The sequence below is a fragment of the Nocardia pseudovaccinii NBRC 100343 genome, assembly GCF_001613225.1.
Classification (GTDB): Bacteria; Actinomycetota; Actinomycetes; order Mycobacteriales; family Mycobacteriaceae; genus Nocardia; species Nocardia pseudovaccinii.
The window spans coordinates 14,993-27,622 of sequence record NZ_BDBY01000183.1; the positions used below are offsets into that span (position 1 = coordinate 14,993).

The following is a 12,630-nucleotide window of genomic DNA, read 5'->3' on the forward strand; positions in this document are numbered from 1 at the left end:
CGGGCACTGTCTCACTGATCGGATTCATCCCATGACAAATTTAGCGGACGGTAGTACTGTAAATCGCCTACCTGCTGGTTCTTAGAAGCGGGCAGGCTCGCACTGTCGCGATGACGGTCGACGTCAGCCCAACGAGGGAGTTCGCGTGCTGGAAATCGATCACTTCAGCCACGGGTTGCTCACGCCGGTTGTTGCGTATCTGATGTCATTCACCGGATCATTGCTGGGGCTGCGGTGCGTGGTTCGGGCGCGGGCCGGTAGCGGCCACGCCGGATGGCTCGTCGCCGCGGCCGTCGCGATCGGCGGCACCGGGATCTGGGTCATGCATTTCATTGCCATGCTGGGCTTTTCGATCCACGGCGCATCGATCCGCTACGACGTGCCGATCACCCTGCTCAGCGCGGTTATCGCGATGGTGGTGGTGTGGATCGGATTACGGGTCGCGCAGCTGCCGGGATTGGAGCCGGTGGCGCTGTACATCGGTGGTGCGATCACCGGCGTCGGTGTCGGTGCCATGCACTATTCCGGCATGTATGCGATGAAATCCGACGCGGTCATCGAATACGACGGACGAATAGTGTTGGTGTCCATGGTGATCGCGGTGATCGCCGCGACGGCGGCGCTCTGGTTCGCGCTGCATATCCGCGGCACCCTGGCCACCATCGGCGCGGCGCTGGTGATGGGCGTCGCGGTCTGCGGTATGCACTACACGGGCATGTTCGCGATGCATGTGCAGAACGGCCAGCGCATGCACCCACCCGCGGGCGCGGGCGCGACACAACTGCTGACTCCGCTGACGGTCGGCGTCGGCATGGTCACCATGATGCTGCTACTGCATATCGGCATCACCGATGTCGAGGATCCGGCCTACGACGGTGCGCGCGGACCGCGCCCGGCGCGCTACTGGCCGACCAGGGACTGAGTCGCATCGCCCGGTGAGATCGTCGTGGGTGCTTGTCGCACAGGCGATTTCGATGGGTTCAGTGGCGCGGTACCTCGGTCCGCGTCGGCCAGTACGCGGTCGGCAGTATCTGCGGTTCCACCGGCGGCAGCGGCGGTAGCGGATCGGTTTTGGCGCGCGGTGCGATGCGCAGCGGCGGCAGTTCTACACTGCGATCGATCTCGGTCAGGCTGACGCTGATGAGCAGCAGCATCGTCACCACGCTGATCACGACGATGATCGGCGCGATCAGCTCCATGGCACCGGTCCCTTCCGGGGCGTGCATATCTCCGGTGTGCGCATGCATCGCCGACATCCCGGTGTAATGCATGCCGCAAACGGCCACACCCATGATCAGTCCGGCGCCGATGGTTGCGAAGAATCCCCTGACCCGCAACGTGAACCAGAGTGCAACCGTGGCCGCCACCACCGCAATGACCAACGACAGCCCGACCCGCCGCGCGTCATAGCTGATCATCGCATTCGACTTCATGGCATACATGCCCATGTAATGCATGGCCCCGACGCCGAGGCCGGTGATCGCACCCCCGGCCAGCAGGCCGCGCAGCGACGGTTCGGGTTTGACCACGATGAACAGCCCGATGCCGACCACGGCTATCGCGGTGATCGCGCTGAGCAGGGTGAGCGGAATGTCGTACCGGATCTCGGTGCCGCGGATCGAAAAGCCCAGCATCGCAATGAAATGCATGACCCAGATGCCGGTGCCGCCGATGGCGACCGCCGCGCCGAGCAGCCAGCCGATCCGATCCTTGCCGCTGCGGGCGCGTGCGGCGCACTGCAAGCCGAGCAGGCATCCGGTGACCGACATGGTGTAGGCCAGCAGCGGGGTCAGTAGACCGTAACTGAAATGGTAGATGTCGAGCACGCACGCCCCCACTGCCGAAGAAAAAGCATCGGCGATTGAAACAACAGCGGGTCAGACGATACGACAGCCGTCGACCCGATGGGAGCCGAAATCCGGTTTCGCAGAAGTGGTTTCGGTCACTTTTAGGTTTGATTGAAACCCGAATTGGTTAGCGAGCCGGACGCTGTCTCGTTTGCCGCCCCGTGGCTGATCGGTTGCGCGGCAGAACGCCGAAAGTGACTGTTGCAGAAGCAATTCGGCTCGATGCGGTTGAAAACCCCAATGGGTGCAGCCGGATTCGCCGATAGCGGGACCGTAGGCGGAGCGAATGCGGGCGAAGTTGCCGGTCGACCGAACGACAAGGAGGCCGGTTGCGAAAAAACGAAACGCCCGCGCTGTCAGGCGCGGGCGCTTCGGAAAGCGAGCAGAACGAACTAGTCGAGATAGTCGCGCAGGACCTGCGAGCGGCTCGGGTGGCGCAGCTTGCTCATGGTCTTCGACTCGATCTGCCGGATGCGCTCACGGGTGACCCCGTAGACCTGGCCGATCTCGTCGAGGGTGCGCGGCTGGCCGTCGGTCAGGCCGAAGCGCAGCCGAACCACGCCTGCCTCGCGCTCGGACAGCGTCTCCAGCACCGACTGCAGCTGATCCTGCAGCAGGGTGAAGCTCACCGCGTCCACCGCGACGACGGCCTCAGAGTCCTCGATGAAGTCGCCGAGTTGGCTGTCGCCCTCGTCGCCGATGGTCTGGTCCAGCGAGATGGGCTCACGCGCGTACTGCTGGATCTCGAGGACCTTCTCCGGCGTGATGTCCATTTCCTTGGCCAACTCCTCCGGGGTGGGCTCGCGGCCCAGATCCTGGAGCAGCTCGCGCTGGATGCGGCCGAGCTTGTTGATGACCTCGACCATATGCACCGGGATGCGGATGGTGCGGGCCTGATCGGCCATGGCGCGGGTGATGGCCTGCCGGATCCACCAGGTGGCGTACGTGGAGAACTTGTAGCCCTTGGTGTAGTCGAACTTCTCCACCGCGCGGATCAGCCCCAGGTTGCCCTCCTGGATCAGGTCCAGGAATGCCATGCCGCGGCCGGTGTAGCGCTTGGCAAGCGAGACCACCAGACGCAGGTTGGCTTCCAGCAGATGGTTCTTGGCGCGGTTGCCGTCGCGAACGATCCAGGTGTAGTCGCGGCGCATCGCGACCGGCAGCTTCTCGCCCTGCTCGGCGAATTCGCGCACCTTCTCCGCCGCGTAGAGACCGGCCTCGATCCGCTTGGCGAGTTCGACCTCCTCCTCGGCGTTGAGCAGCGCGACCTTGCCGATCTGCTTGAGGTAGGCGCGCACCGAGTCGGCCGATGCGGTGAGTTCGGCATCCTTGCGGGCCTGACGCAGCGCCTCGGATTCCTCCTCGTCCCAGACGAAGTCGCCGGAGGCCTTGTCCGCGGCGGACGGTTCTTCGGCCTCGCCCTCCTCGACTTCCTCGGCGACGTCCTCGACCAGTTCCTCGGCCTCGTCGGCGAGATCGTCCTCGGAGACCTCGAGATCGCCGAGATCCTCGATGTCGAGATCCTCGGCCTCGAGGTTCTCGTCGCCGCCGGGTTCGCCGTCGGGTCCGGCCTTCTTCGGTCCGGCCTTCTTGGCCGGGCCCTTCGTCGCCTTCGCGGCGGCGGCCTTCTTGGCCGGAGCCTTCTTGGCAGCGGCCTTCTTGGCCGGGGCCTTCTTCGCGGCAGCCTTGCGGACCGGCCGTGCTTCGGTTACATCTGCGGAGTCGGCATCGGCCGATTCGGCGGTCTGACGAGTCGTGGCTACCACGTACGCCCTTTCGTGACGGTCTCGTGCGGCGTCACGCCAGAGTGGTGTTCCGGCGGAGCGGTCTGTCGGGTTTCACCGGCTGAGCGCCGGGTCTGGGGTTTCCGGCTCGCGGCCGGAGTACGTTCCATTGTAACGATCGAACCAGGGTACCTACGGCACGATCCCGGCAACGGCTAATGCCGCACCCTCCGCGCGTCTACGGTGCGATGCCCGCATCGATGGCCATGGCCGCCCCCACGATGCCCGCGGTGTTCTCCAGTCGGGCGGGAATCACCGGGGTTCGGTTGGTGAGCAATGGAATCCATTGTTCGGCATCGCGACTGATGCCGCCACCTGCGACGAAGACCTTCGGCCAGAACAAATTCTCCAGGCCGCTGAGCGCAATGCTGACCTGGGCGGCCCACTGCTCGTAGGTCAGGCCGTCGCGATCCTTGATCGAGGCGGCGGCGCGGTGTTCGGTCTCCATGCCGCCGATCTCGAGATGGCCGAGTTCGGTATTGGGCACCAGCGTGCCGTGGAACAGCAGCGCCGAGCCGATGCCGGTGCCGAAGGTCAGCAGCACCACCAGACCGTCGAATTCCTTTGCCGCGCCGTAGCGATCTTCGGCCAGACCGGCCGCGTCGGCGTCGTTGAGCACGGTGACGGCGCGGCCGTCGAGTGCCGCGGAGAACAGCGCCCGCGCGTCGGTGCCGATCCATGCCTTGTCGATATTGGCGGCCGTCTGCGCGACGCCTTCCAGCACGACCGAGGGCAGCGTGATGCCGACCGGGCCGTCCCAATCGGCCTGGGCGACCAGTTCGGCGACCGCGTCGGCGACCGCCTGCGGTGTCGAGGGATGCGGTGTGAGGATCTTTATCCGCTCATGGACCAATGCTCCGGTGGCCAGATCCACCGCGGCGCCCTTGACGCCGCTGCCACCGATATCGATACCGAATGCGTGCCCCCGAGCGGACATGACGTTCCCTCGTTCCCTGTGCTGGCCGATGTGATGAACGCGCCGCCGCACAGGAGCTCACCACCGGCTGGTCGCGGAGCATGCGGTGTTGTGCCCGACGACGGCGTTGTGTCGTGCACGACAAGAGTAATGGGCGGGCATCGGTTCCCGTTCGCCGAGGATGTGTGATGGCATGGGGGCATGCCGGAGACCACAGCGCCAGTTACCGCCCGCCCGCCCGCGACGCCATCGGCGGATGTCGCCGAATTGCGCCGGATCGCGGTCCAACTCGCCGAAACCGCGGCCGCGCATGTGCGCTCGCGCCGGCCCGAGGTATTCGGTCCGGAGGGCGCGCGCGACGGGGTCGTGCAGGCCAAGGGCCACCCCACCGATCCCGTGACGATCGTCGATACCGAGACCGAGGATCTGATCCGGCGGCTGCTCGACGAAGCGCGTCCCGGCGATCCGATCCTCGGTGAGGAGGGCGGCGGCAGCCTGGCCGGCGGTGACGGGGATACCGTGCACTGGGTGGTGGACCCGATCGACGGCACCGTGAACTTCCTGTACGGCATTCCGGGCTATGCGATTTCGGTGGCCGCGATGCGCGACGGACAACCCGTCGCCGGGGCGGTGGTCGATGTCGCGCGGGCGGCCACCTACAGCGCCGGACTGCGGATGGGAGCCACGAAGGTGACCGGTGACGGCGCCGTGGAACACCTGCGCTGCACGCCGGTGCGATCGGCGGCGATGGCTTTGGTGGCCACCGGATTCGCGTACGGCAAACACCGCAGGGCCAGGCAGGCGGAGCTGATCGCGCAGATCCTGCCGGAGATCCGCGATATCCGCCGCCTCGGCGCGGCGGCACTGGATCTGTGCTTCGTCGCCGAGGGCCGCGTCGACGCGTACTACGAACACGGACTCAACGCGTGGGACTGGGCGGCGGGTGCTTTGATCGCCGCGGAGGCGGGTGCGGCGCTGCGCTTGCCCGCGGCGACCAGCCCGGGTGCGGCAGGTGAGCTGGTCGTTGCCGCCGCACCGGGCGTCGCGAACGAGTTGACCGAACTGTTCGAGCGTGTCGGCGCGACCACCGCGATCCCGGACGCCTGAAAACGGATCGCCCCGGTCTGCCGAAGCGGCAGACCGGGGCGATGAAGGTCGGTTCAGGAAAGGTCAGCAGCGTGCCGTGCGCGCCGCGGACAGCAGTTTGGGATCGATGGACGTCGATCCGCCCGGTGCCGGATTCTTCAGCGATTTCAGCACTTCCTCGGCGTCGGGGCTCGGCCGCAGCGATTCGCCGAATACCGAACCGAGCACCAGGTCCACGGTGTCGTCGTTGCGCTGATCCTCGATCAGCTCGGCGCACGGCGCGACCAACTGGACCGAGGCGGCGGCCGGTCGGCCGTTCACGCCGAAGCGGATCTGGCCGGTGCAGTTCAGGTCGCCGTTGACATAAACCGGATCGTTACCGAATTGCTGTCCCGGCGCGCTCGCGAAGCCCAGATCGCCGAGCGCCGAGGCGATGTGCGAGGCCTGACCGCTCTTGTTGTTCGCGTTCAGCACGCGGACCTTCGACGAGGCCAGTGCCGCCGGTTCGACGTCGGTCAGCCGCGATTGCCCCACCCGCTGACCCATCGGGGCCGGTTGGGGCGATTTCGCGTCGGTGGCCGGGCTCGGCGAATTGCACGCCATCGCGGTTCCGCTGCTGTCCTCGGTGGTCAGGGCCTTGATCCACACCACGGTGCAGATCAGGAGTAGGACGCCGACCAGGATCAACCATGGCTGGTTGCGTCGCCGGAGGAAGGGTTGACCCGTTCGATCCGTTGCGCTGCCTTCGGTGATGAGTGAAACCACGTGCATACTCTACGAAAATGTGTCCGCGCCAGTGCGTAAGGTCTCGGCGAGTTCACGGTTGGTGTCGATTACCCCTCAGTTTCGAATCGTCTGTGTTTTGATTGCGACTTTTGCCGTGGCGTCCGCTATTGTCTGGCGGCCCAGATCGAAACATCGCAGCCCAAAACGGTGGTCGGTCGCGGGAACAAGAAGGGCATGTCCTGCGTTTACCGAGCGCTATCAAAGGTGGGTCCGCATGATCCGCGCTGATAGGGGACCGGTGTACGTGTGACGTGCACCACCGGCGGGGCGGAGCTGGTCATTCCGATTCCGAGGGAATCGGTGTGAGTGGCCCGGTCCGGGATATACGGAGTAAGGACGAGGGGAAGACGACATGGCAACTGACTATGACGCACCGAGGCGCACTGAATCCGACGAAGTGTCGGAAGATTCGCTGGAGGAGCTGAAGGCTCGTCGCAACGAGGCACAGTCCGCCGTCGTGGATATCGACGAATCCGATACCGCGGAGTCGTTCGAGCTTCCCGGCGCGGACTTGTCCGAGGAAGTCCTGACAGTTCGGGTGATCCCGAAGCAGGCCGACGAGTTCACCTGTTCCAGCTGTTTCCTGGTCCATCACCGGAGCAGGCTGGCCAGTGAGAGTGGCGGTCAGCTGATCTGCATGGACTGTGCAGCCTGATCTCCGGCGCGAGATCTGATCTCCAGCCGAGATCAACGGTCAGCCCGCGCTCGGCACGCCCGGCCTCAGCCAGGTATGCCAAGCGCGGCCAAGACCCGGTCCGGCCGTCGCGTACTGATCAACCAGTACGGCGTCGGATCGTCCGGGTCGTCGAGTACAAGTAGCACCATCGGCCCCACCCATGGCCGATGTTGGACATAGGCGGCGGGGTCGAGCTGGCGGCCCAGCGCCGCACTCTTGGCGGTGGGGGCCACCGTGGCCGATCTGGCCACGAAGTTCACCGGCAGATGCGCGCGATCGGCGCGGAGTTCGCGGATGCCGGAACCGTCCTGGGCGACCTCCACCCGATGACGGCTCAGCCACAACAGCACCCACACCGGTACCGGAAACAGCAACGCGTAGGGCAACCAGGCGCGCAGACCCGGTGCGCCCATATGGATTTCGGCGGCCAGCAACCCGGCGATGGCGAACGCGATCGGCCACCACCACAGCGGCACCCACAGGCGCTCGCGGTAGGGCTCGAAGCTTCGCTGTTGTTCGTCCATAGTCACTGGGTTGGGCTGGTCCGACACGACTCAACACTAATTCACTGAGGTCGAGGGCGTACGCGTAGGCTCGGTGAACGTGAGCGCCCTTTCACCCATACCCTTGCTGCGGCTTGATCCCGGCATCCCCGTGCCAACGCGTGCCCACCACGGAGACGCGGGCGTGGACCTGTGCACTACAGAGGACGTCATCATCGAACCGGGGGAGCGCGTGCTGGTCGGCACCGGTGTCGCGGTCGCACTGCCGGTCGGCACGGTCGGCCTGATCCATCCCAGGTCCGGACTCGCCGCGAAAACCGGTCTGTCCGTGGTGAATACGCCGGGCACCGTCGATGCGGGCTATCGGGGCGAAATCAAGGTGTGCCTGATCAATCACGATCCGCGCACCCCGATCGAATTACGTCGCGGCGATCGGATCGCGCAGTTGCTGGTGCAGCGGGTGGAACTGGTCGATTTCGTGGAGGTCGACGTACTCGACGACACCACGCGGGGTGCGGGCGGTTACGGGTCGAGCGGTGGCCACGCCAGTCTGGCCGCGTCGGCCGACGCGGCGGCCACTCTCGGCAAGGAGGCATGACCGGCATGTTCGGGAAGAGACGCAAGTCCGGCGGACGTGATGAATACGCCGAGGACCGATACGACGACTACGTCGACGAATACGGCGAGTACGCCGCCTACGGCGACGCGGGTTACGACGATGAGCCGATCACCGACGAGAACCCCATCATCGATCCGATCACCGACGAGAATCCGATCGTCCCAGCCGCTTACGTCGCCGCGCACTACGACGACGAACCCGAGTACGACGAATCCGAGTACGACGAGCACGACTACGACGACGATGACGATGTCGTGGACATGCCCAAATCCGGCCCGTACGACTACGACGAGGTGGCCGAGCTGCTGGACAACGTGTCCGATCAGCGCCTCGATCTGGGTTCGGTGATCCTGCCGGTGCCGCCGGGCGGCCAATTACAGGTCGAGATGACCCCGGACGGCACGCCGCAGGCGGTGCACCTGGCGACCGAACACGGTCGGATCACTGTCGCGGCCTATGCCGCGCCCAAGTCGGCGGGCCAATGGCGTTCGGTGGCAGCGGATCTGGCCGAATCGCTACGCAAGGACGGCGCCAGGGTCGCGGTGGAGACCGGACCGTGGGGCCGGGAACTGCTCGCCATCACCGAGGGCGCGGACCTGCGCTTCATCGGGGTGGATGGTCCGCGATGGATGGTGCGGCTGGTGGCGGCGGGGCCGCAGGGCGCCGCCGATGACGGTGGGCCGCTGGTGCGGGCCGCGCGAGCGATCTTGACCGAGACCGTGATTCGGCGCGGCGACGATCCGATGCCGGTGCGCGAGCCGCTGGCCGTCGTGCTGCCACCGGAACTGGCCGAGCAGCTGGCCGCCGCGCATCAGGCGCAGGTGGACGCACAGCAGCAGGCGGTGGCCGCACAGCAGGCCGCGGTCCAGCCCACACCCCAGCCGCTGGTCCCGCCGCGTATGCCCAATGAACCGCGACGCGGTGCGGACGGCTCCGCCATGCAGCAGCTCGGGCTGAACTAGAACGCCGCGAGTCCCGCGTTTCCGAGAATCGCGGGATCCGCGCCGAGTTCGTCGAGGGTGATCCGGATCAGCTCGGCGCGCGGGATCAGCTCGGCCCATTCCTCGGCGACCGACAGCGGGTGCACCGGATCGTCGACAGCGGTGACGATGGTGACGGGCACCTCGACGGTGCCGAGTCGTTCCGCATCGGGCCACTTGTAGTCGGCGGCCTCCTGCAGCGCCTCGGGCAGCCGCGGCCACTGCGCATGCCAGGACTGGGTGAGCGCGTCGGCGAGCCAGCGCGGGCTGCTCGCGCGCATGCGTTCGATCACCGCGTCGAGCCCGTCCGCGCGCAACTGGGCCGCGGTGGCGGCAGCGCTGAGCGCGGCCGGGCACGCGGCGGTATCGGGACCGGTCCAGGCCGGTAGCGCCGCCACTACACCGGTTGCTGCCCCGGGATGTTCAGCCGCCCATTCGAGTGCGACCGCCGCGCCGAGGGAGATCCCGGTGGCCAGGACCGGCCCGTGCCCGGCGGCCTCGTCGAGCGCCGCCCGATACCCGGCAACCACTCCGCGCGGGTCGGGTTCGACGGCGATGAATTCGATTCCGCGTGCCGCACAAGCCGGTCCGAAGGCGCGGCGAGCGAAGTCGGCATCCGAACCGGTTCCCGGCAACGCCACGGCGATCGGGGCGCGGCCGCTGCGGTCCGGCGCGAAATGTGGGGAGTCGAACACCGGTCCGAGCGTAGCGGGGGGATGGTTGCCCATCTACAGTGGCGGGTATACGGCCTTAAGCCGGTCGTCACCGGAACAACCATGATGGCGTGGGACCCACGTCGTCTTGCTCCACGCAGGAGAGCGTCAAATGTCATCCGCCGCCTCAGGTTATTTTCGCCGTCTGAGCCGCAGACTGACCGAGGATCTCGATCAGTTGGACGCCGAGGAACTCGCCGAATCGGCCGATGCGTCGGGTGCCTGCCGGGCCTCGGACTGTCAGCGCGGTGACGAGGCGACCATGCTCGGCCGACTACGCAGTGTCGAGGCGTGTCCGAAGTCCGTCGGCGCCAGTGTTCAGGCAGAATTCTTCGACGGCACCGATGCCATCAGTCTGGTGTGGATCGGTCGCCGCCGGATTCCCGGTATCGAACCCGGACGCAAGATCCTCGTCCGCGGTCGTGTGGGTGACCGGGATGGTCGTAAGGTGATCTACAACCCCTACTACGAATTGCGTGAGAACAGCTGACGTATGCCATCGAGCAACGAGAACGCCGCCGAGATCCACACCCGAGGTCGTGAGCCGATCGACGCGGGCCCGTCCGACGTCGTAGATCGCTCTGTAGACGCCGAAACCGAAGAGGCCGAACAAACCCTCCTCGAGCAGCTGGGCGGCTTCAGCGGCCTGATCTACTCGACGCTGCCGGTGCTGGTCTTCGTGCCCGTGAACACCTTCGCCGGGCTCACCGCGGCGATCTGGTCGGCACTCGGCGTGGCCGCCGCGATTCTGGTGTGGCGGCTGGTGCGGCGCAGCCCCATCCAGCCCGCGATCTCGGGCTTCCTCGGGGTGGGCATCTGCGCGTTCATCGCCTACCGCATGGGTGAGGCGAAAGGCTTCTTCCTGTTCGGCATCTACACCAGCCTGGTCTACGCCGGGGTGTTCCTGGTGTCGATGCTGGTGCGCTGGCCGCTGGTCGGCGTGATCTGGGGTGTGCTCAACGGCCACGGCACCGAATGGCGGTCCGACCGCCGCGTCGTGCGCCTCTACGACCTGGCGACCACCACCTGGGTGATCGTGTTCGGCGCGCGCTATCTGGTGCAGTCACAGCTCTACGACACCGATCGCACCGGCTGGCTGGCCTTCGCGCGCATCGCGATGGGGTGGCCGCTGACCGCCGTCGCGCTGGCCGTGACCGTGTGGGCGGTGCGCCGGGCCGGACATTTGCCGGTGCGCCGGGATACGGCCGCCGAAACGGCCTAGGAATTCCCGCCCCGAATTCCGCTGGGGTGTTAACGAATCGCCGCCGGAGGTGGGGGAGTACCCACCCTGGGGTGCCTGGTTGGGCGACCGAGTTCATCAGACGATCAGTGCAAGCAAAAAAGCACGATCGGCGAGGAAGGACTCGGAAGTTGGCTACCGAGCACAACATTGCGACACTGTCGAAAAACCAGGCCCACCACAACCCGGCCCTGTCGGAGAGCCGCCGGGTATCGGCCGAACTGGATAAGTTGATCGGTCCGGCGGCCGCGGGCGACCGCGCGGCGGTCACCGAGATCATCCGGCTGGTCCACCCGCTCGTGCGCCGGTATTGCGGTGCGCGCCTTGGCAATACCGCACATCTGCACGTCACGGCCGACGATGTGGTGCAGGAGATCCTGCTGGCCACCGTCAACGCCATCCCGCGCTACCGCGATCAGGGCAAGTCGTTCCTGGCGTTCGTCTACGGCATCGCGGCCAACAAGGTGGCCGACGCGTTCCGGCGTTCGCAGCTGCACCCGATGTACCCGGTCGACGAGGTGCCCGATACGGCATCGACGGCTGCGGGCCCCGAAGAGTGGGCGATCGCGTCCGAACGTCGCGAGGCCACCCGGGAATTGATGAAGATCCTGGCGCCCGCGCACCGCGAGGTGCTGGTGATGCGGATCGTGCTCGGCTGGACCGCAGCGCAGACCGCCGAGGCCATCGGCACCAGTCCCGGCGTGGTTCGGGTCATGCAGCATCGCGCGCTGAACAAGCTGCGCGCGCAGCTCGCGGCCGCATCCTGAGGTCGGACAGGCGCTGATCCGTATCAGCCTTGTCGGGGAGTCAGGGTTTGATACCGTGCGTGGCCAGCGCCACCCGCAGGTCTTCCTCGGCCTCCACGGAGGTCACGAACAACAGCTCGTCATCGCCCTCGAAGGGGTCGTCGGGCTGCGGCACGATCACGCGGCCGCCGCGCAGAATCGTCACCAGGGCGGCGTCGCGCGGCAGGGTGAGCGTGCGGACCGGCTTGCCCGCCAAGGCGGTATCGCTGGGCAGGGTGATCTCCACCAGATTGGCCTGACCCTGCCGCAGCGTCATCAACCGGACCAGATCGCCGACCGAGACCGCCTCTTCCACCAGCGAGGCCAGCAGCCGCGGCGTCGACACGGCGACATCGACGCCCCAGGACGCATCGAAGAGCCATTCATTGCGTGGGTCGTTGACCCGCGCCACCACCCGGCGCACGCCGAATTCGGTCTTGGCGAGCAGGCTGTGCACCAGATTCGTCTTATCGTCACCGGTGGCGGCGATGACGACCTCGTAAGTCTGCAGGCCCGCGTCCTCCAGCAGCGCGAGTTCGCACGCGTCGGCATGGACCCAGATGGCATCCGGGATGGCGGCGGGGTCGATGTGATCGAGCTGGCGCTCGAGCAGCATCACCCGATGGCCGCCGCGCAATAGCTCCCTGGCTATCGATCGGCCGACTGCGCCGGCTCCGGCGATCGCCACTTTCATT

General features: G+C 66.6%; 15 protein-coding genes. 8 read left to right on the plus strand and 7 right to left on the minus strand.

Annotated features, from left to right (window positions below):
* The first annotated feature begins 145 nt into the window (after positions 1–145).
* Positions 146–922: an MHYT domain-containing protein gene (locus NP3_RS22625; protein ID WP_063043602.1), complete on the plus strand. Its 777-nt coding sequence runs from the start codon at positions 146–148 to the stop codon at positions 920–922.
* A gap of 58 nt (positions 923–980) precedes the next feature.
* Here the strand turns inward: NP3_RS22625 and NP3_RS22630 are convergent, their stop codons facing one another.
* The 3 genes from NP3_RS22630 to ppgK all read right to left on the minus strand — a co-directional run bounded on the left by NP3_RS22630 (position 981) and on the right by ppgK (position 4,568).
* Positions 981–1,826 carry an MHYT domain-containing protein gene (locus tag NP3_RS22630; protein WP_063824862.1) on the minus strand — a complete coding sequence of 282 codons (846 nt, stop codon included), beginning with the start codon at positions 1,824–1,826 and terminating at the stop codon, positions 981–983.
* A 413-nt stretch (positions 1,827–2,239) separates the two neighbouring features.
* The gene (locus NP3_RS22635; RefSeq protein ID WP_063043603.1) at positions 2,240–3,613 is read right to left on the minus strand and encodes an RNA polymerase sigma factor; all 1,374 of its coding nucleotides are present in this window, start codon (positions 3,611–3,613) and stop codon (positions 2,240–2,242) included.
* Between the two features lie 196 nt (positions 3,614–3,809).
* Positions 3,810–4,568 (minus strand): polyphosphate--glucose phosphotransferase, encoded by a 759-nt coding sequence (gene ppgK, locus NP3_RS22640; protein ID WP_063043604.1) that lies wholly within the window; start codon positions 4,566–4,568, stop codon positions 3,810–3,812.
* A 180-nt stretch (positions 4,569–4,748) separates the two neighbouring features.
* Here ppgK and NP3_RS22645 point away from each other — a divergent pair, with 180 nt between their 5' ends.
* Complete coding sequence (locus tag NP3_RS22645; RefSeq protein WP_063043605.1) at positions 4,749–5,654, plus strand: inositol monophosphatase family protein; 906 nt, start codon at positions 4,749–4,751, stop codon at positions 5,652–5,654.
* Positions 5,655–5,717: 63 nt separating this feature from the next.
* On the opposite strand, the gene cei is transcribed toward NP3_RS22645, so the two are convergent.
* Complete coding sequence (gene cei, locus NP3_RS22650; protein WP_040692557.1) at positions 5,718–6,398, minus strand: envelope integrity protein Cei; 681 nt, start codon at positions 6,396–6,398, stop codon at positions 5,718–5,720.
* Positions 6,399–6,771: 373 nt separating this feature from the next.
* Here cei and NP3_RS22655 point away from each other — a divergent pair, with 373 nt between their 5' ends.
* Complete coding sequence (locus NP3_RS22655) at positions 6,772–7,074, plus strand: DUF4193 domain-containing protein (RefSeq protein ID WP_040692543.1); 303 nt, start codon at positions 6,772–6,774, stop codon at positions 7,072–7,074.
* A gap of 65 nt (positions 7,075–7,139) precedes the next feature.
* On the opposite strand, the gene NP3_RS22660 is transcribed toward NP3_RS22655, so the two are convergent.
* The gene (locus tag NP3_RS22660; protein ID WP_063043606.1) at positions 7,140–7,619 is read right to left on the minus strand and encodes a DUF3093 domain-containing protein; all 480 of its coding nucleotides are present in this window, start codon (positions 7,617–7,619) and stop codon (positions 7,140–7,142) included.
* 79 nt (positions 7,620–7,698) lie between these two features.
* On the opposite strand from NP3_RS22660, the gene dut reads away from it, so the two are divergent.
* A complete protein-coding gene (gene dut, locus NP3_RS22665) occupies positions 7,699–8,196 on the plus strand; it encodes a dUTP diphosphatase (protein WP_084508820.1) in 498 nt (165 codons plus the stop codon).
* Positions 8,197–8,201: 5 nt separating this feature from the next.
* On the plus strand, positions 8,202–9,179 hold the full coding sequence (locus NP3_RS22670; protein ID WP_245721065.1) for a DUF3710 domain-containing protein: 978 nt from the start codon (positions 8,202–8,204) through the stop codon (positions 9,177–9,179).
* Here the strand turns inward: NP3_RS22670 and NP3_RS22675 are convergent.
* A complete protein-coding gene (locus tag NP3_RS22675) occupies positions 9,176–9,892 on the minus strand; it encodes an alpha/beta fold hydrolase (protein ID WP_245721066.1) in 717 nt (238 codons plus the stop codon). The two genes, NP3_RS22670 and NP3_RS22675, sit on opposite strands and share 4 nt — an antisense overlap.
* A 130-nt stretch (positions 9,893–10,022) precedes the next feature.
* On the opposite strand from NP3_RS22675, the gene NP3_RS22680 reads away from it, so the two are divergent.
* The 3 genes from NP3_RS22680 to NP3_RS22690 all read left to right on the plus strand — a co-directional run bounded on the left by NP3_RS22680 (position 10,023) and on the right by NP3_RS22690 (position 11,917).
* Positions 10,023–10,400: an OB-fold nucleic acid binding domain-containing protein gene (locus NP3_RS22680; RefSeq protein ID WP_063043609.1), complete on the plus strand. Its 378-nt coding sequence runs from the start codon at positions 10,023–10,025 to the stop codon at positions 10,398–10,400.
* Between the two features lie 3 nt (positions 10,401–10,403).
* The gene (locus NP3_RS22685; RefSeq protein WP_084508806.1) at positions 10,404–11,132 is read left to right on the plus strand and encodes a DUF3159 domain-containing protein; all 729 of its coding nucleotides are present in this window, start codon (positions 10,404–10,406) and stop codon (positions 11,130–11,132) included.
* 149 nt (positions 11,133–11,281) lie between these two features.
* Positions 11,282–11,917: a sigma-70 family RNA polymerase sigma factor gene (locus NP3_RS22690; RefSeq protein ID WP_084508808.1), complete on the plus strand. Its 636-nt coding sequence runs from the start codon at positions 11,282–11,284 to the stop codon at positions 11,915–11,917.
* 40 nt (positions 11,918–11,957) lie between these two features.
* Here the strand turns inward: NP3_RS22690 and NP3_RS22695 are convergent, their stop codons facing one another.
* Complete coding sequence (locus tag NP3_RS22695; protein ID WP_063043610.1) at positions 11,958–12,629, minus strand: potassium channel family protein; 672 nt, start codon at positions 12,627–12,629, stop codon at positions 11,958–11,960.
* Position 12,630 lies beyond the last annotated feature (1 nt).